We start from the raw sequence: 19,142 nt of genomic DNA, 5'->3' as shown, positions 1-19,142 counted from the left end.
TTTATACGTATACAAACCTATAAGGTTTCTCAAAGAAATTAGATATTCATTTTTAATCATTTATCACCAACCAATCTTTGTTTATAAAAAATATGAAAGAAAAAGAAAGACTATCAGATATTTCATGGAAAAAATGGGGCCCTTACGTCAGCAATCGCGAATGGGGACTGGTACGTGAAGACTACAGCGAAAATGGAGATGCCTGGAATTATACCAATCATGATTCTGCTGAAGCCAAAGCGTATCGCTGGGGCGAAGAGGGAATATGCGGTATTTGCGATGATTTTCAGAAATTGGTGTTTTCTGTGGGCTTCTGGAACAAAAAGGATAAAATGGTGAAAGAGCGTTTCTTCGGTCTGTCAAACGGACAGGGGAATCATGGGGAAGATGTTAAAGAGTATTTTTATTACCTTGATGCTACACCTACTCATTCATACATGAGAATGCTGTACAAGTATCCGCAAAATGCCTTTCCATATGAAGATCTTGTAGAAACGAATGCAGGGAGAAGTAAGGATGAACCTGAATATGAACTGATAGATACGGGGATTTTTGATCAAAATGAATATTTCGATATTTTTATTGAGTATGCGAAAGAAAGTCAAAATGATATTTTAGTAAAACTGACTGTTGTCAATAAATCCGAAAAGGAAACTTCCCTGATTATTCTTCCGACAGTCTGGTTCAGAAATACCTGGAATTGGGGATATGATGATTATAAACCGCAATTAAGCTCCGAAGAAGCTACTTCAATTCAAATACATCATAAAGAATTAGAATGTAAAAATATATACGCCAGACAATCTCTGAAAACTTTGTTTTGTAATAATGAAACGAATAATGAAAAGCTTTATCAGTCACCCAATACGTCAGGATATACAAAAGACGGAATCAATGAATTTATCATTAACGGTAATTCTCAGGCTGTCAATCCGAAAGATATCGGAACAAAAGCCTCTTTCTTGATCGATGAAAATTTTGCTGCCGGAGAATCTAAAATATTTGAGTTCAGAATTTCTGATAAGAATATAAAAGAACCTTTTAAAGATTTTGATGAGGTTTTTGACTTAAGAAAGCAAGAATCGGATGAATTTTATGCTGAAATTCAGGAAGGAATTAAAACTGAAGATGAAAAACTGATTCAAAGACAGGCTTTTGCAGGAATGCTATGGAATAAAATGTTTTATCATTATAATGTGGAAAAATGGCTGAAAGGTGATCCTGGAGAGGTAATGCCTTCAAAATCCAGAGAAAAAATCAGAAATTATGAATGGAAGCATCTCAACAACGAACATATCATTTCAATGCCCGATAAATGGGAATATCCTTGGTATGCAACCTGGGATCTTGCTTTTCATACCATCAGTTTTTCTTTAATCGATCCTGATTTTGCAAAGCAACAGCTGAAACTTTTTCTTTTTGAATGGTATATGCACCCCAACGGGCAGCTTCCTGCTTACGAATGGAATTTCAGTGATGTAAATCCTCCGGTCCATGCCTGGGCCGTTTTCCGGGTTTTTAAGATTGATGAATATTTTAAAGAAAAGGCTGATCTAGAATTTCTGGAAAGTGCTTTCCAGAAGCTGTTGATGAACTTCACCTGGTGGGTGAATAAAAAAGACAGCAACGGAAATAATATTTTTGAAGGTGGTTTTTTAGGACTTGATAATGTAGGGGTTTTCGATAGAAATACGCCGCTTCCGAATGGTGAGCAGCTGGAACAGTCAGACGGAACAAGCTGGATGGCGATGTTTGCACTCAATATGATGCGAATAGCACTGGAATTGGCTCAATATAATAATGTGTACGAAGAAATGGCAATGAAATTTTTTGAACATTTCCTTTCTATTGCCAATTCTCTTGATAATATGGGAGATGAATGTTTCAGCCTTTGGGATGAAGAGGACGAATTTTTTTATGATGCCATTTCTTCCAGCGATGGAAGCCATATGTATTTGAAGTTGAGAACTATTGTAGGACTGATTCCGATGTTTGCCGTTGAAGTTATTGATGATGAGATGATTGAAAATCTTCCGAATTTTAAGGCAAGAATGACATGGATTCTTGAAAATAAACCTGAATTAGCCGCTCTGGTTTCTCACTGGGAAGTAAAGGGCCAGGATTCTAAACATCTGCTTTCCCTTTTACGGGGGCACCGCTTGAAAAGGTTACTCCACAGAATGTTGAATCCTGATGAATTTCTGAGTGAGTATGGGATTCGTGCTTTATCGAAAGAATATGAAAATAATCCATATACTTTAAATTTAAACGGAACGGATTATTCCGTAAAATATACTCCGGCAGAAAGCGACAGTGGTCTTTTTGGTGGCAACAGCAATTGGCGCGGCCCGATTTGGTTTCCGATTAATTTTTTAATTATTGAAAGTCTGCAGCGGTTTTTCTTTTACTACAGCCCCGATTTTATGGTAGAATATCCGACAGGAAGTGGAAATTATTTAAACCTAGATCAGATAGCAGATGCCTTAAGCAAAAGACTTTCTTCAATATTTCTGAGAGATGAAAATGGAAACCGTCCTGTAAACGGCCAGTATTCGAGATTTCAGACTGATCCTGATTTCAGAGATTATATTTTATTTTATGAATATTTCCATGGTGATAATGGACGTGGAGTAGGGGCTTCCCATCAGACTGGATGGACAGGGCTCATTGCAAAAATCCTTCAGCCTAGATTTACTAAAAAAGAAATTGCGGAAGCAGAAACGGAAATGCCGGATGATGCTAAATAGACCGTAGTAGATTGAAAACGGTTTGGGTCTTGAGTTCTAGGATCTATTTTCGGTAAAACCTTCAGATTCTTTCTTCATACTTTCGGCCTGTTTATCTTACTCAAATATCTGCTGAATGATTTCGAGGGATGTCGGGATTTTAAAATCGGTAATATGATAATGATAATAAACCAAAAGACTGTCTAAGAAATCTTTTCTGAAAGAAGAATGTATTTTTATCTGATAAGGATTATCGGTGGTAAGAATATTTTTCCAGATCATTGAAATATTTTCAGTGAACAGCTGGTGCGTTGTAGTTTGTGAGAAAGTACCGGTTTCAGGATCCAGAAAATTTCCATGGTTGATCAGAGGGGCTACTCCCTGGATTTTTAAAATGATAATGAGAAAAACTAAATGAGCCTGATAATTTTGATGTGACAATTCTTCAATAAACTCTTCAATCCTGAAAAAAACATTTAAATTTTTGTTTTCATTTCTTAAAACCTGATTCAGAAAGTCAGAGATAAAAAAAATAACGGTATTGCTTTTAATATCATTATAAATATCATTGCTTTTTACCAGTTCAAGTTTTGAAACAGATTGAATACCATTGCCTTTACCCAGATTAACCGAAAAGTTAAGCTTGTTTAAAGGCAACAGTAATGCTTTTTTCTTATTTCTCTTGGAATAGATTCCTTTTAAAAAATAGGTCTGATAGCCATCTTCTTCCGAAAAGCAATGGAGAACGGCATCATTTTCACCATATTTTATATAAGATAGTAAAAAACTGTCTTGTGAATTCATTAATTGACCACAGCTATTTTTGCAGTAGCTTTATCGGAAGCATCTTCATTTGTCATCAGTACAAAATAAATTCCTGATGCCACTCTTTTTCCTTTATTATTGTTAAGATCCCACTCATAATATCCGCCTCTTGCAACTGCTGAATGCACAACATTTCCTGCAGCATCAGCGATTCTGATATTGGTTTTTTCAGCTAAACCTTTGATCGTAACTTTTCCTTTGAAGTTTGAATAAACTACAGGGTTCGGATATACCAATACGTTGCCAAAACCTGAAGTTACATCTGCAACGTCTCCCTGATAGACCATGACGCCATCCAGTGTTACAAAATATACTTTTCCGGTTTTGCTGTCTACTTTAATGTCTGTTACACTATTGGTAGGTAAAGGTGAGTTTTCTTTCGTGAAATGTTTGATCGTCTGTTCTCCTGTAGAAGACATATAATAAACACCACCACCATCTACAGAAACCCATTTGTGATTTCCGGAATCGGTTTCAATCTGTAAAATCGTATTATCTCTGAACAATTCTTCGGCAATACCGTTTTGTTCGATGACGATAGCTTCTGTCTGAGGTGAAGCTTCTGTAATAGCTGATTTTGGATTGGAGAGAATTCTTAATCCTCCTCTTGTTCCGATCCAGACATTGTCATCTTTATCTATGGAAGCGGAAACAGTTCCACTGGCCGGTAAATTATTACTTTTATTGATCATCTTTAAAGGGGTGGATGTAGAAGTAGGATTGTTACCATACTGCTTCATAATCAGACCTCCTGGATCAAAAAACGGACTTGGAATATAAAGAATGCCATCTTTGGCCAACGGTTTTAGTACGTTTCCACCAGCAATGACAGGAACTGCTGTAAAATCGTCTCCACTTCGATTATAGAAATAATATCCGGTATTTGCTGTCTGATTTTCGATAACTCCCAGTGATACAAAAAGCTGGTTGTTTTCGTCAAAAGTCAAACCTCCCGGACGATTATAGTTGCTGTCGGAATCGTTATTTTTATATACTTTTTTGAAAGTATTATTTTCCATTCGGTAAATCCCCTTTTCGTTCGGACGTAAAGAGTAATTGACAAAGAAAACTTCACTTGCATTCGATGGATTCGGTGCTACATCAAGAATATTGAAAACAATAGGGTTATTGATAAAATAATCAGGATAGTTCCATTTTCCACCGTCAAAATGATAATAGCCTAAGTTTCTGTAACTCGGAGCATTATAGCTCTCCATACTGCCTGTGGAAAGCCATATTTGATCATTTAACAATGAAATTTTATAGGCTGTATTTTTATAGGGTCCGTCAGGTTTGAAAAGATTATTGGTTTCATCTTTAATTCCTGACAATATGGTCCCGGCATACAGTCTTCCGCCTACCGTTGTAGAAGTGTTGCATTCTTCACCAAAGCTAGCTGCCGAAATAAAGTTTCCGTTGGTATTGAAGCTGTAGGTTCTGTTTTGATCTGTTACGATAATATTGCTTGAATTAATAACAATATCATGAACGTTGGTGAAAGTTTGCGAAAGAGGAGTCGATCCTCCGCTGTTATATAAATAGGCTGTTGTCGCCGAAGAAAATACTAGCGCAGATTCGGAATCGATATGCTTGAAATTTCCGGGCATTTCTGTAGTCCAGGTAGTAAATACCGGGAAGGTTGTATTCAGTTCATGGCTTTTTAAACCGGTATTGGTAACTGCAAATACTTTATTTCCAAGAATTGTTGCTTCATTGCTGGCCTCATATACACCTCCGGTAAGAAAGAATGCAGAATCCTTAAATTCTTTTTTCTTTAAGTCAAAAATAGAAACACCATATCCTACAGAAACAATCGCCTGATCACCGGTAATAGAGATATGATTGATTTTTTTTGATCCGCTGTATCCAGTTGCGATAGGAATATCAACAACATAAGTGACCCCATCCGGAGTGATGACATCCAGGGATCCGTTCTGATATCCTACCAATCCTATTTTTGTCTGTGGATTATAGTCAAAAGCTGAAATCTTCACTTCATGCAAGCCATTGGCTTTGGATAACTTTGTAATTTCTCCTGATGAAATTGTATAATAAAATATTCCGTTCTCTGTAGCGGCAACGATTTTTCCGTTATCTTCCTTCATCGCCAAAACATTATTGTAGGAAAAAAGATCCTGCCACTTTTTAGAAGAAATAATTTGTGCATTTACCAACTGCAGGGATGCCAAAATACCAAGAGAGATTAAAAGTTTTTTCATGTTATGCTATTATGCTGCTGTCAATTACCTGATTATTCCAGGAAATATGTTTTACGTTTTTATTAGAATCAAAGAAGAAATCTATTCTGCCCAAAAGAAGCCCGGCCCAGCCTACCTGATTCACCAAAACATTTTTACCTTGTCTGTTGGTAAAAGTTTGAGGTTCCGGAAGGAAAGTGTGGGTATGTCCACCTAAAATGATGTCGATGTTTTCAGTTTTGGCAGCTAAGATTTTATCACTTATTTTATTGGGTTCGTCCCTGTAATCATAACCGATGTGAGAAAGGCAGATCACAAGATCACATTTTTGTTCGTTTTTCAGGAAGTTTGAGTAATGTTGAGCTATTTCAACAGGGTCTGAATATACCATTTCCCCGTATTGTTTTTTGCCAACCAATCCGTCCAGTTGAATTCCTACACCGAAAAGTCCTACTTTGATTCCGTTTTTATTGAAAATCTTGTATTGGGAAGTCTTTCCGTCTAGAATTGTATTTTTAAAATCATAATTCGAGCAGATGAAAGGGAATTGTGCATTCGGCAAAACCTTTAAAAACCCATCCAACCCATTATCAAAATCATGATTTCCCATCGTTGAAGCATCATACTTCATCATGGACATTAATTTAAACTCCAGCTCACCTCCAAAGAAATTGAAATAGGGAGTTCCCTGAAAAATATCACCTGAATCAAGAAGTAATACATTATTTTCCTGATTTCTGATTTGCTGAATTAAACTTGCCCTTCTTGCAAAACCGCCCTGATTAGGATTTTTGGTATAGCTTGCGTCAAAAGGTTCTATTCTGCTGTGCTGATCATTGGTGTGAAGAATAGTGAGTTTATTAGCCGATTTTAAATTAAGAACTTTTAATTCTTCCGCCATCATCATATTCGGAGCTAAAGCCATTGCCAAAGTTCCGCCACCTATTGCTTTTAAAAACTTTTTTCTATCCATTACTTCTTACCGATAAAATTTAAACGAACATCTGTATTTACAACCACTTCAGGATTTTTCTTAAAATAATCAATAAATAAATCTCTCATTTTTAATCCTGTAGGAATAGATTCTCCTTTTGCGAAGAATTTCATGTTGTCACCACCCAAAGCCAGATAATCAGACGTCGCGATATAGTAATCCTGATTAGGGTTTACTGCTTTTCCGTTGATTAAAGATTTTGCTGATTGTCCGTTATTAGTTTCAATGTATAAATGAGAAACCGGATTATTTACCTGAGTTTTTGCATAATAATCAAAAAGTCCCTGTAAATCTGCTCCTTTCATTTTTACAATAACGACTTCATTTTCAAAAGGCATTACTTCAAACACGTTTTTAAGTAAAATATCGCCCTGCCCGATAGTTGTTCGGATTCCTCCGATGTTTATCAATGCTGCGTCAACGTTTTTTTGAAGATTTTTTTTCGCCCATTCATCAGCTCCATCGAATGTATAGTCTGCTAAAAGATTGCCCAGATTACTGTTGTCCCCTTGTTTTGTAAGATCTACATTGGTATGAGAAATCTTCTGATTCATCTCTTTATCCAACTTTTGCTTATAGGGTTCTATAAATTTTACAAACTCATCATCATTCTTTAGCTCATTATTAATAGAAATGTTTTTCTGAGTCTTCACATTCGCAAGTTGCATTGAAGAGGCAGATGAAGCCGTCTTACAAGCGGAAAGTGTAGCCAGAGCAATTCCTAGTAACAAGAATTTATTTTTCATATGCTGCAAATTATTATTTTTTTAAGGTCATATGCAATCGCCGGTACTTATAGTGTTTTTATGAACAATTTTGAACCATAGCGATGTGATAATATCTTTTAGTATATGCAAATATAATTATATGTATAATAAAACATTCTTATTTATTATAAATTCTTATCGTAAATTATTAAATTTGACAAAAATAATTTTAACAGATGAGCATTTTAAAAGGAGTAGGTGTTGCGTTGGTAACGCCCTTTAATGAAGATTTATCCGTTGATTTCGACAGTTTGACAAAACTTGTGGAATATAATATCGAAAACGGAACCAATTATTTAGTTGTTTTGGGAACTACAGCAGAAGCGGCAACGCTTTCTGATGAAGAGAAGAAACAGGTGGTAGATCATATCATTAAGGTTAACAGTAAACGCTTGCCTTTGGTGTTGGGAATTGGAGGGAATAATACGCTTGAAGTTAAAAAACAGATCGAGGAAACAGATTTATCAGAATTTGAAGCGGTACTTTCTGTGTCTCCCTATTACAACAAACCAAATCAGGAAGGTCTTTATCAGCACTATAAGGCATTAGCTTCCACAGGAAAGAATATTATTATTTATAATGTTCCTTCAAGAACAGGGCAAAATGTTGAAGCGGAAACGACTTTACGTTTAGCTAATGAATTTCCGAATTTATTTCTGATTAAAGAGGCTTCACCAAATATTCTTCAGTATTTTGATATTCTGAGAAAGAAGCCGGAAGGTTTTTCTCTGGTTTCCGGAGATGATGAATTTACACTTCCTGTGACTTTGGCAGGTGGTGATGGTGTAATCTCTGTGATTGGACAGGGGTATCCTAAAGAATTTTCTACAATGGTACAGCTGGCTTTTGACGGAAAAGTGAAAGAAGCATATGAAATCCACAATAAATTGGTTGAAATTACAAGATTGATTTTTGCTGAAGGAAATCCTTGCGGAATTAAAGTGGTTTTAGCCGAAAAAGGAATTATTAAGAATTACTTAAGACTTCCTTTAGTTCCTGCTTCAGAAGGACTTTATGCTAAAATTAAAGCTGAAATGGCAAAAATTTAGTGAGTTCTAAGTAACATTTCAGATTTACAATAAACAAATATAAAAGTGAAAGGCTCAGTGCTTTTCACTTTTTTTAATTAAAAAACTAAAATAATGAAGTTTATAGAAGCTACAAAAAACGATATTCCTTTGATTCAGGATTTGGCGAGAAGGTCATGGGAAAATGCTTATGCAGAAATACTTTCCGGCGAACAAATGGAATATATGCTGTCTACAATGTATTCTGCAGAAGAGATAAAAAATCACTTGCAACAACCGAACTACCATTATTATTTAATTCAGGATGATAACGATTCTTTTGAAGGTTTTATCGGATATGAAAACCATTATGAAGAATCTACTACGAAGCTTCACCGTATTTATCTGATTCCTGAAAGTAAAGGGAAAGGTTTGGGTAAGGAAGCTTTGCGGTTTTTGAATCAGAAAGTTTCTGAAAATTATGATAAAAGAATTATTCTGAATGTGAATAAATACAATTCGGCAAGACAGTTTTACGAGTCTCAAGGTTATACAGTATATGATGAAGGAGTTTTTGATATCGGAAACAACTTTGTGATGGACGATTACCTAATGGAATTCATAATTCACAAGTAATTGACTTAAAATTCTGTAACATTATCCTGTAATTCTATAACAAGTGATATTTAGTTTTGTTTGATATTTGCATCAGAACCAAATCACTTATAACAATACATTCATATGCTTGGTTTTAAGCTTTATAGCTTTTTATCAGTATATTTTTTTCATCCTTAGTGTTTAAATTCCTGTATTCAATAATGCAGGAGTTTTTTGCGTTTGCTAGGAAAAAACGTAAAAAAATATTCTATTTCACTTTTATATGAAATAAATTACTATATTTACGTAGAAATTTGAGACACGCTATCAGGATGAAAATGTATGTGAAATTTGATTTCAATGCTCTTTGCAAAAAGATATTGGATGAAAAGCTTAAAGAACACGGCTTAAAATACCGTCTGCTGAATTTTGGAGAAGTAGAATTTTATGAAACTCTGACCCAGGAACAGCATAAGACTTTTAAAAAAAATCTTGAAGATTACGGTATTGAGATTATCGAAAATCAGAAAACTACTTTGGTACAAAAGATAAAAGATACTATTGTAGAATTGGTATTTTCCGGAGAAATTATTCCGGTAAAGGCTTCTATTTATATCGCGGAAAAATTAAATCACAGCTACGGTTATCTGTCGAATTTATTTTCTGAAGTTACGCATACATCAATTGAGAATTTTATTATTCTTCAAAAAATTGAACATGCTAAAGAACTGATCATTGGAAATAAGCAAAGTCTTACGGAAATTGCCCATAAGCTTAACTATTCAAGTGTTGCTCATTTAAGTACACAATTTAAAAACACAACGGGAATCACACCTTCACAGTTTCAAAAAATTGTGATGAAGAGAAGAAAGGTAACGAGCCTTATGATTAATACTAAAATGCATTATGAATAAGGAATTTCTGAATGTCATTCTTGCAGATGACGACGAAGCCAATCAGATTCTTCTGAAAAATATATTTAAAGAATTAAAAATAGATATCAAGGTTCAGTGTTTCAATAGTGGATTACAATTATTGGATTATCTGAACAGCAAAGAAGGTCATATTCCCGAGGTTTTATTTATGAATAGTAAAATATCCGGGAAAAATATCCGGGAATGTATTCAGGAGATAAAATCTGAGTCGAGGTTGGGAAATATAGTAATCGCTGTTTATGGTGAAAATCTTCCTGATAACGAAATAGAAGATTTTTTTATACTGGGTGCTAATGTTTTTATCAGAAAACCCGATAATTATCCAGGTCTTAAAAAGATCGTTTCAGAGGTGGTTACAATAACCTGGCAATATCATACTTCAGGATTAAATAAAGATAATTTTATTCTGAAAATATGATGGATAAAGGTATTTTTAGCATTTTATCTCATCAGGTAGGAATGTATTTGTTACATAATATTCACATAAAGGTGAAAATTTTGTAATTAAAAATTGAAATCATATAAAAATTATTTAGCCCGGTATCATCATTTTTGTAACGACAAACAAGCAACACAAAGAAAGCATATAAAAGCAGTAAATGAATGAAAGATAATTGTTTCAGTATTGAAACTAAATTATATAAATCACAATGTTAGTTAAACAAAATGAATTATATCAATTTCCAATTTATAAGCGCAGAAGATCTTTAAACAAAACGGTACAATCATGAAAACTCGAAAAGTAGGTAAAGGACATTAAATTCGTTTCATTTTAAAAAATCCTTTAACGAAAACCAGTTAGTTTTTATAATAAGCAATTGGAAACATAATTCATTTTGTTTTTTATTTATTTTAATAGTTATTGAGAATTTTATTCAAATAATATCATAAATATTTTCACACCAATCTCACAGAATATTGATCAATGACTACTAAAGTAAATTTTAAAAAGTAATTTCTTCTAAATAACAGTTTTATAAGGGGGCCGCGTAAAGATATTCTTTGCGCGGTTTTTTATTTTAAGAAATCTTACTCCATTTATTTTTGCCTTTATAATATTTCAGGTAATAATTTTTAATCGCCATATTATCCGGTTTGGCCAGGAGCGGATCATTTTCAAGAATTTTTTCTACTGTTTTTTTAGTCAGTTTTATAATAGCGGAATCATTGACAAGGTCCAGCCTTTTAAAATCGACGACACCACTTTGCTGAGTTCCCAGAATATCTCCCGGGCCACGAAGCTGCATATCAACTTCAGAAATTTTAAACCCATCATTGGTTTCTGTCATGGTTTTAATCCGGGTTCTGCTGTCTGAAGATAATTTGTCTGAAGTCATCAGAATACAATAGCTCTGTTCTGCACCACGGCCCACACGACCGCGAAGCTGATGAAGCTGAGACAAGCCAAATCTTTCGGCACTTTCGATCACCATTACAGAAGCATTCGGAACATTAACGCCTACTTCAATTACCGTTGTAGCAACCATAATTTCGGCTTTCCCGGATGCAAAATAATTCATGGCTGCATCTTTTTCATCAGGTTTCATTTTGCCGTGAAGCATGGTGACATTATATTTTGAGAAATTATCCATAACATTATCCATCCCTTCCATTAGGTTTCGATAATCTAATGTTTCAGATTCTTCAATTAAAGGATATACAAAATAAACCTGCCGCCCTTTCTGAATCTCTTCACGACAGAAATCATAGACATAAGCCCGGTCTTTTTCTCTTCTGTGAGCTGTGATAATAGGTTTTCTTCCCACCGGCATTTCGTCAATTACAGAAACATCAAGATCTGAATAAAAACTCATTGCCAATGTCCTTGGAATAGGGGTTGCCGTCATGACCAGAATGTGTGGGGGGATTTTATTTTTTGCCCATAGTTTAGCTCTTTGCGCTACCCCGAATCTATGCTGCTCATCAATAATAGCCAGTCCCAGATTTTTAAACTTAACCTTATCCTCCAAAATAGCATGTGTACCTACCAAAATAGAAAGTTCACCATTTTCAAGCTCCTGATGGATAATTTTTCGTTGCGAAGCTTTTGTAGAACCGGTTAATAAACGGACATTGATATTGGTATTCGCCAAAAGATCTTTAATTCCGTTATAATGCTGTTGAGCGAGAATTTCGGTCGGAGCCATCATACAGCTCTGAAAACCGTTATCCATGGCAATAAGCATAGTTAATAAAGCAACCATAGTTTTTCCGGAACCTACATCACCCTGTAAAAGTCTGTTCATCTGGACAGGTCTTTTCATATCCAGACGAATTTCTTTCAACACTCGCTTCTGGGCACCGGTAAGTTCAAAAGGCAGATGATTTTCATAAAAACCGGTAAAATAGTCACCAACAATAGGAAAAGGGTTTCCGTAATTGTGGGTTTTATGATGAAGTTTTTTCAGTCCGTATCCCAGTTGAAAAAAGAATGATTCTTCAAACTTTAATCTGTAATTGGCCTTTTCAAAATACTCCATATCTTTTGGAAAATGAATATTTAGAAAAGTGTGCTGCCGTGATAGAAATTTAAAATGTTTCATTAAATAATCTGGCATATTTTCCTCAATAAGATTGGGAATTTCTTTGCAGATATTTCTTAAGACAGTTTGAAAAAACTTTTGATTTAATCCTCTTTTGGTCAGCTTTTCAGAACTTGGATAAATAGGTTTTAAGCGGTTGTCGCTTTCTTTTTTTTCTTCAATTTCAATTTCCGGATGCGGCATTGAATATTGATTATTAAAGACATTGATTTTCCCAAAAATAAAAATTTCCTTATTGACAGGAATTTGCTCCTTCAGCCATTTTGAATACTGAAACCACACCAAATCCATCGTTCCGGTGTCATCATTGAATTTAGCGGCAAGCCTTTTTGTTTTGCCGGTTTGGATTTCCTGAATACTTGTAATTTTTCCTTTTAACTGAATGTCGAGATTAGTTTCCTGAAGCTGGGAAACTTTGTATACTTTATTTTTATCCAGATAACGGATAGGGTAGAAGTTCAGAAGATCTTCTACATTGGAAATGGCCAGTACACTTTTGATAAGTTTGGCTCTGTCCGGGCCGATGCCCTTTACATATTCTATGGAGGTTTCTAAAGTCATTTTTATCTGAGATCTGAGATTTCAGATCTAAGTTTTGAATGGGAAAAATAAAAGCTCGAATTTCGGTAAAATAAAAAAGACTTCCAAAAAAATTGAAAGTCTTCGTTATATTTTTAAAAACAAAATCTGAAAAAAATTACGGTTAATCTTTAATTTTAGATTTGAATTTCTTCTGGTAGTCTTCCCACTGTTGTCTTGTTTTAATTTTTTTATAAAGGTTTTTAGAAATCAGTTCCAAATAAGGCTCCAGTTCCTTTGCTGATAATTCGCCCTGAAGAATGGTAATCGGTCCGCCGTTTTCATCAAGAAAAACAGTGCTTGGAACAGCTCCTACGTTCATGTATTGAGTGAATTCGTGGAGTGAGTTTTTACCTTTCTTCTGTTCTGTATCCGGATTGGAGAAAGTTCTTCCGAAAATATCAACAGATTTTTTTTCTTCTGCATTGAATTTTACAGGATAATAATTTTCATTTAGAAAGTCGGCAATCACCTGATGTCCGTAGGTTTTCTTATCCATTATTTTACAGGGTCCGCACCAGTCTGCATAGAAATCGATCAATATTTTTTTTGGATTTTCTTTCTGCGCCTGTAAAGCTTCTTCAATCGTCATCCATTTTACCTGAGCAAAACTGAGGCTTAACCAAAATAGGCAGATTATGCTTATAATTTTCTTCATGATTTGATATTTGAGTAAAAATAAGCATAATTTACTTACTTTTATTTTACATCCTGCATTAATTTTTTAACAAAAGGAGAGATCAAAATTAAGACTACACCAGCAATTACCGCATATAAACCCAATTGTTTATATCCATCGGTATAAGTGATAAAAGCATCATAATTGGTCGATCCTTCTTTAGCAGTAGCCAATCCGGCACCAATAATTCCGGCAACATACTGTCCGTATGCTGAGGCCAAAAACCACATTCCCATCATCATTCCCTGAAGATTTTTGGTGGAAAGTTTGGTCATAATTGATAATCCGATCGGCGACAGGCATAGCTCTCCCAGTGTAATAACCAATAAGGCAATGGTGAAAAAATTCAGCGAAGTAATTCCCTGAAGATTTACAAAAAGTCTTGTGGCAAATAAAACATAGTACCCTAATCCCAGAAAAATAAATCCTAGTCCGAATTTGATGATCGTATTGGGTTCTATTTTTCTTTTATTTAACCAAATCCAAAGCAATCCAATTAACGGGGCAAGGAAGATGATAAAGAAAGCTCCTCCGGAATTGTTTACACCATTAGGGTCTAAACCTAAAAGATCTTTATTTAAATTTTTCGCTGCAAAAATGCTTAGTGAACCACCACTTTGTTCATAGATTCCCCAGAAAATAATAGAAAATATGATAAATATTAGAGCTGCCCAAAGTTTTTTACGTTCAGCGGCAGTTACTTTCGTCATTTCATAGAATAGATAAATTAAAGTCAATGGACCAACTATCGCCATAAAATAATTTGTATATTGGGTTTTAGCGACCATTGTCATGATGATAGGAACGAAGATTAATGATAAAACATAAACTCCGTATTCCTGCCATTTTGGGATGGGTGCGGATTTTATTTCGTTATCAGGATGTCCAGGCTGAAGACCTATTGTACCTAAGCTTCTTTGGGTAAAAACAAAATTAATTAAGCTTATTACCATAACAATGGCAGCAAATCCAAAAGCAAGATGCCATCTTAATTCTTCAGGAATATAGCTTGCAAGAAGTTCTCCTTTTCCAATGGCGATACACAAATATCCACCAAGTAATGCTCCAAGGTTGATTCCGGCATAGAAAAGTGAGAAGCCGGCATCCGCTCTTGAATCGTTTGGTTTATAAAGTTGACCAACCATCGAAGAAATATTGGGCTTAAAAAAACCGGTTCCTACAACCGTAAATGCAATTCCCAGAAAGAAAAACTTGTGTGGATCTGTTGCGAGAATTAAACTTCCCACAATCATTAAAAGTCCGCCCCAGAACAAAGATTTTCTGAAACCTAGAATTTTATCGGCAAATAATCCTCCGATAAATGTAAAAGCATACACAAAAGCTTGTGTCGCACCATATTGAAGATTGGCTTCACTTTCGTGAAAGTTAAGTTGTGAAATCATGAAGAATACCAACATTCCTCTCATTCCGTAGAAACAAAAACGTTCCCACATTTCAGAGAAAAACAGACTCCAGATTTGCCTTGGATATTTTCCTTTGAAATTTTGTATTTCGTCTAAAGTTAAGCTCATAATTGTATATGAATAAATTTAATTAAGGGTTCTTTCAATTGTCGAAACATTGTCTCAAGAATTGAGAATTTAATAATGAACATACGAAAATAAAAAAAACCTCCGACTTAGCAGAGGTTTTACTTATATTTTATTGATGCGGATTAGTTTACACCGTGCATCATTTTCTTTAAAATTGGAGAAATTAAAGCTAAAATTACAGCAGCAATACCACAAAGAACTACGAATACCATGAAAAATTCGAATAAGTTATGGATTTCAAATCCTGCGAAAGTAGGGTTTACTAAAGGTAGCTGAGCCTTTTCAAAAGCTGCAACCTGATCAGCATTTAAAGTTACTTTCTTGTCTAAAACATCCTGAAGATTTACTCCGATTTCCTGTGCTTTAGTGAACTTATCACCAGTTGCAGGAATCAATGCTCCTAATGAACCAGCCAATGCATAACCGGCAGCGTTAGAAATAAAGAATACACCATATAATAAAGATGCGAATCTTTTAGGAGCTAATTTACCTACCAATGATAAACCGATTGGTGATAAACAAAGCTCACCGCACGTCTGGATGAAATATAATAGCATTAACCATTTAATAGCCAATAAACCTGAGTTTCCTAGATCTTTTACGTTGTGTGCAATGATGAAATAACTTAAAGCAATTAAAGCTAAACCAATTGCCTGCTTCATTGGAGAAACCGGCTCTTTTCCTTTTGCTCTTAATTTATCCCAACACAAACTGAAAGGAACTGCCAACAATACAACGAAGATACCATTGAAAATCTGTACCATCGAAGGCGGCATATTCCATCCGAAGATGCTTCTGTCTGTTTGGTTATCTGCAATAAATGTTAATGAAGAACCAGCCTGTTCGAATGCTGCCCAGAAGAAAATAATAAAGAATGATACGATATAGATTACCCAAATTCTTTGTTTTTCTATCTTATTTTCAGCAGAACTCATAATTAAGAATGCCAAAGCAATACCTGCAGCATAAATGAAAGGATAGATAATTCCTTTGATTAATTGCCCCATTTCTACCGCTTTAAACCCAAATTCACCTACTAGTAAATATCTGAAAGCAAAGAATAAAATAACAAAAATACCTCCTGTAATAGCTAATGATGCTCCGGAGAATTTTGCTGTTTGAGTTTCACCTTCTTCGAAATCTGCACTTGTATTGTTTTTTGGTAGCCCACCGATAGGTCTTCCTTCCGGTGTTACTACATATTTATTTTTAAGGATAAAGAATGTTACTGTTCCGATTACCATTGCAATGGAAGCCGCTAAGAATCCCCATTTGAAAGCAAAAATATCTCTCACTCCCGTTGCAGCATCTTTTACGTCTCCTACGTATGGACAAATAAACTGGCCTAAAAATGCTCCAATGTTGATCCCCATGTAGAAAATCGTGAAAGCAGAGTCTAGTTTTGATTTTTCCTGTTTAGGATAAAGGCTTCCTACCATTGAGGAAATGTTTGGCTTAAAGAATCCGTTACCGAAAATAATAACGAATAAAGCCAGCCACATGATCATTTTTGCACTTCCTAAGTCCGCGGAAAAGCTTGATGCACTGATGAACAGTAAGAATTGACCAATGGCCATTAATGAACCTCCGATTAAGATCGCGTTTCTGTTTCCGATATATTTATCAGCAATGAAACCTCCCAAAAGTGGAGTAAGATAACATAAAGCTAAAAATCCACCATAGATGATCGCCGCATCAGCTTCTTTTATTAATAAGGAATTTACCATGAAAAGCGTCAAAAGAGCTCTCATTCCATAAAAGTTGAAACGCTCCCACATTTCTGTTCCGAAAAGTACCCATAATCCTTTTGGGTGTCTGGAACCACTTCTTTCTACAATTTCATCCGGCTTTGGACCTAATGCTTGAGTATTATCCATTTTTATTGTTAATTTTTGTTAAGACTGACAAATATAGTTTTTTTTGTGTTTTCAGCAAGATTTTAATTTTATATTTAAATAAAAAAGCTGCAGAATAACTCTACAGCTTGATTTTCTTTATTATAAATAAGGATTAATGACCTTTTTCCTGCATAATTTTATTGAGCCTTTTTAACATAGAAAGCCCTAATAATGTCGCAAATATCAACAATGCAAAGTTAACCAGGAAGTAATTCATCTTATTGTCATAACTGTACCATGTACTTGCCAGAATCCCAGAAAGTTTATTACCCACTGAGTTTGCCAGGAAAAAACCTCCCATCATTAAAGCCGTAATTCTTGCAGGAGAAAGTTTTGAAACAAATGACAGTCCCATTGGCGAGAGGCAAAGCTCACCGACGGTAATCACTCCGTAGCTGGCAACCAGCCACCAGGGCGAAACTTTTACAGCACCATTATCTCCGGCCCAAACTGCCAGTACCATAACCAGGCAGGATAGCCCTGAAATGAAAAGTCCCAGAACAATTTTTGTAGGTGTCAGAGGTTCTTTGCCTTTTCTTCTCAATAACGCCCAAAATCCGACAACAAGCGGCGTTAAAGCAATTACCCAAAACGGATTGATCGATTGGAATAATTCTGTATTGTATAGATAAACTTTTTTCTCAGGATTTTTTTCTAATTCTGCACGTTGTTCAGGTGAAATGTTTTTAAAATAAACATCTTTTCCTTTTTCTTTAATAGTATTTCCGTCTTTGTCTTTTTGAGATTGGTATTGATCGTCATAAACAGACACCTCTTTGTCTTCATAACCTTTCCCGTCAACCATATAAATTCCCTCTAATGGTTTTTCTAAAGCTGCAGGAACACTTCTGTCTGTATAATAATTGGCCCATCTTGTCAAGGCTGTTCCGTTTTGTTTGAAAACTGCCCAGAAAAACATACTGATCAAAAATACGGATAACAAAGCTCCGATGGAAGATTTTTCTTCCGGTTTTGCTTTGAAATATAGAGAAGCATAGAAGTAAATAACAGGTACACAGGCAAAAATAAATGCATCTGTACTGTCACTTCCAAAAATATTATTAGGAATAAGCCAACCGATAACTCCAGCAATAATAGCAGGTAAAAAAACTTTAAGCATAATCTCAGAAAGCTTTGTATCGCCTTCCTGTACAGGTTTCATTTGTGCTGCATGGATATAATGCTTTCTACCGATGGTAAAAATAACCATACCAATCAACATCCCGACTCCGGCAGTGATAAATGCTTCACCCCAACCGAATTTATTTCGCATAAAGGCGGCAATAATATTACAGATAAATGCTCCAATATTAATTCCCATGTAAAAAATATTGTATCCTGAATCTTTATTGGCTTTGTAAGGTTCTTCGGAGTATAAATTTCCTAATAAAGTTGAGATGGTAGGTTTGAAGAATCCATTTCCAATAATAATTAAGGCTAATGAAGAATAAAACAGAGTAAGATCTTTAAAAATACCCATTCCGATATATCCGGCTGCCATTAAAATTCCCCCTAAATAAATAGATTTTATATATCCTAAAACTCTGTCCGCCAAAAATCCTCCGATAAAAGGGGTAAGATACGTTAAAGCGATATACGTTCCGAAAATGTCGTCTGCAGTTTTATCCGGGAGTCCGAGACCACCTTTTAAACCTGTTGGTTCAATTACATACAAAACAAAAATTCCGAGAATCAAATAATACCCGAAACGTTCCCACATTTCCGTAAAGAAGAGGAAAGGCAATCCCTTAGGATGTTTAGTCTTCATAGTTGATAAATTTCAAATTTCACAAATATAGAATTTTAAAAATAATAATCGAATTTTCTTAACTTTGACTCAT

The 19,142-nt window shown here is 35.0% G+C and carries 14 protein-coding genes; 5 read left to right on the top strand and 9 right to left on the bottom strand.

Annotation, left to right across the window (positions count from 1 at the left end; all coding sequences use genetic code 11):
- Positions 1-92 precede the first annotated feature (92 nt).
- On the top strand, positions 93-2,747 hold the full coding sequence (locus tag M2373_RS06480; protein ID WP_259108780.1) for an MGH1-like glycoside hydrolase domain-containing protein: 2,655 nt from the start codon (positions 93-95) through the stop codon (positions 2,745-2,747).
- 96 nt (positions 2,748-2,843) lie between these two features.
- On the opposite strand, the gene M2373_RS06475 is transcribed toward M2373_RS06480, so the two are convergent.
- The 4 genes from M2373_RS06475 to M2373_RS06460 are packed head-to-tail and all read right to left on the bottom strand — an operon-like array spanning position 2,844 to position 7,489.
- Positions 2,844-3,530 carry a DNA repair protein RecO gene (locus M2373_RS06475; RefSeq protein WP_259108778.1) on the bottom strand — a complete coding sequence of 229 codons (687 nt, stop codon included), beginning with the start codon at positions 3,528-3,530 and terminating at the stop codon, positions 2,844-2,846.
- Positions 3,530-5,770 (bottom strand): hypothetical protein, encoded by a 2,241-nt coding sequence (locus M2373_RS06470; RefSeq protein ID WP_259108776.1) that lies wholly within the window; start codon positions 5,768-5,770, stop codon positions 3,530-3,532. Before M2373_RS06470 ends, M2373_RS06475 begins: the two co-directional genes overlap by 1 nt.
- 1 nt (position 5,771) lies before the next feature.
- Complete coding sequence (locus M2373_RS06465; RefSeq protein WP_259108774.1) at positions 5,772-6,722, bottom strand: bifunctional UDP-sugar hydrolase/5'-nucleotidase; 951 nt, start codon at positions 6,720-6,722, stop codon at positions 5,772-5,774.
- On the bottom strand, positions 6,722-7,489 hold the full coding sequence (locus tag M2373_RS06460; RefSeq protein ID WP_259108772.1) for a 5'-nucleotidase C-terminal domain-containing protein: 768 nt from the start codon (positions 7,487-7,489) through the stop codon (positions 6,722-6,724). Before M2373_RS06460 ends, M2373_RS06465 begins: the two co-directional genes overlap by 1 nt.
- A gap of 197 nt (positions 7,490-7,686) precedes the next feature.
- On the opposite strand from M2373_RS06460, the gene dapA reads away from it, so the two are divergent.
- The 4 genes from dapA to M2373_RS06440 all read left to right on the top strand — a co-directional run bounded on the left by dapA (position 7,687) and on the right by M2373_RS06440 (position 10,467).
- Positions 7,687-8,559, top strand: coding sequence for a 4-hydroxy-tetrahydrodipicolinate synthase (gene dapA / locus M2373_RS06455; RefSeq protein ID WP_259108769.1), 873 nt, complete (start codon positions 7,687-7,689; stop codon positions 8,557-8,559).
- 93 nt (positions 8,560-8,652) lie between these two features.
- A complete protein-coding gene (locus M2373_RS06450) occupies positions 8,653-9,153 on the top strand; it encodes a GNAT family N-acetyltransferase (protein ID WP_259108767.1) in 501 nt (166 codons plus the stop codon).
- A 293-nt stretch (positions 9,154-9,446) separates the two neighbouring features.
- Positions 9,447-10,028, top strand: coding sequence for an AraC family transcriptional regulator (locus tag M2373_RS06445; protein ID WP_259108900.1), 582 nt, complete (start codon positions 9,447-9,449; stop codon positions 10,026-10,028).
- Positions 10,021-10,467, top strand: coding sequence for a response regulator (locus M2373_RS06440; RefSeq protein ID WP_259108765.1), 447 nt, complete (start codon positions 10,021-10,023; stop codon positions 10,465-10,467). The genes M2373_RS06445 and M2373_RS06440 overlap by 8 nt, the downstream gene beginning before the upstream one ends.
- Before the next feature lie 601 nt (positions 10,468-11,068).
- Here M2373_RS06440 and recG read toward each other — a convergent pair.
- The 5 genes from recG to M2373_RS06415 form a co-directional block, all read right to left on the bottom strand.
- Positions 11,069-13,153 (bottom strand): ATP-dependent DNA helicase RecG, encoded by a 2,085-nt coding sequence (gene recG / locus M2373_RS06435; protein WP_259108763.1) that lies wholly within the window; start codon positions 13,151-13,153, stop codon positions 11,069-11,071.
- A gap of 142 nt (positions 13,154-13,295) precedes the next feature.
- Positions 13,296-13,829, bottom strand: coding sequence for a thioredoxin fold domain-containing protein (locus M2373_RS06430; RefSeq protein WP_259108761.1), 534 nt, complete (start codon positions 13,827-13,829; stop codon positions 13,296-13,298).
- 41 nt (positions 13,830-13,870) lie between these two features.
- A complete protein-coding gene (locus M2373_RS06425; RefSeq protein ID WP_259108759.1) occupies positions 13,871-15,382 on the bottom strand; it encodes a peptide MFS transporter in 1,512 nt (503 codons plus the stop codon).
- Between the two features lie 143 nt (positions 15,383-15,525).
- Positions 15,526-17,280, bottom strand: coding sequence for a peptide MFS transporter (locus M2373_RS06420; RefSeq protein WP_259108757.1), 1,755 nt, complete (start codon positions 17,278-17,280; stop codon positions 15,526-15,528).
- A gap of 133 nt (positions 17,281-17,413) precedes the next feature.
- Positions 17,414-19,069, bottom strand: a complete 1,656-nt coding sequence (locus M2373_RS06415; RefSeq protein WP_259108754.1) for a peptide MFS transporter — start codon at positions 19,067-19,069, stop codon at positions 17,414-17,416.
- Between the last annotated feature and the right edge of the window lie 73 nt (positions 19,070-19,142).

This window comes from Chryseobacterium sp. JUb7 (genome assembly GCF_024806495.1).
In the GTDB taxonomy this organism is placed as follows: Bacteria; Bacteroidota; Bacteroidia; order Flavobacteriales; family Weeksellaceae; genus Chryseobacterium.
The sequence above is the reverse complement of the archived record's forward strand: the minus strand, read 5'-3'. Positions and strand labels throughout refer to the sequence as shown.

Bases quoted from the DNA above. Each gene is read 5' to 3' on its own strand.
- M2373_RS06420 (WP_259108757.1), bottom strand. From the start codon at position 17,280: ATGGATAATACTCAAGCATTAGGTCCAAAGCCGGATGAAATTGTAGAA.
- M2373_RS06445 (WP_259108900.1), top strand. From the start codon at position 9,447: ATGAAAATGTATGTGAAATTTGATTTCAATGCTCTTTGCAAAAAGATA.
- M2373_RS06415 (WP_259108754.1), bottom strand. From the start codon at position 19,069: ATGAAGACTAAACATCCTAAGGGATTGCCTTTCCTCTTCTTTACGGAA.
- M2373_RS06470 (WP_259108776.1), bottom strand. From the start codon at position 5,770: ATGAAAAAACTTTTAATCTCTCTTGGTATTTTGGCATCCCTGCAGTTG.
- M2373_RS06465 (WP_259108774.1), bottom strand. From the start codon at position 6,722: ATGGATAGAAAAAAGTTTTTAAAAGCAATAGGTGGCGGAACTTTGGCA.
- M2373_RS06425 (WP_259108759.1), bottom strand. From the start codon at position 15,382: ATGAGCTTAACTTTAGACGAAATACAAAATTTCAAAGGAAAATATCCA.
- dapA (WP_259108769.1), top strand. From the start codon at position 7,687: ATGAGCATTTTAAAAGGAGTAGGTGTTGCGTTGGTAACGCCCTTTAAT.
- M2373_RS06475 (WP_259108778.1), bottom strand. From the start codon at position 3,530: ATGAATTCACAAGACAGTTTTTTACTATCTTATATAAAATATGGTGAA.
- recG (WP_259108763.1), bottom strand. From the start codon at position 13,153: ATGACTTTAGAAACCTCCATAGAATATGTAAAGGGCATCGGCCCGGAC.
- M2373_RS06460 (WP_259108772.1), bottom strand. From the start codon at position 7,489: ATGAAAAATAAATTCTTGTTACTAGGAATTGCTCTGGCTACACTTTCC.
- M2373_RS06480 (WP_259108780.1), top strand. From the start codon at position 93: ATGAAAGAAAAAGAAAGACTATCAGATATTTCATGGAAAAAATGGGGC.
- M2373_RS06430 (WP_259108761.1), bottom strand. From the start codon at position 13,829: ATGAAGAAAATTATAAGCATAATCTGCCTATTTTGGTTAAGCCTCAGT.
- M2373_RS06440 (WP_259108765.1), top strand. From the start codon at position 10,021: ATGAATAAGGAATTTCTGAATGTCATTCTTGCAGATGACGACGAAGCC.
- M2373_RS06450 (WP_259108767.1), top strand. From the start codon at position 8,653: ATGAAGTTTATAGAAGCTACAAAAAACGATATTCCTTTGATTCAGGAT.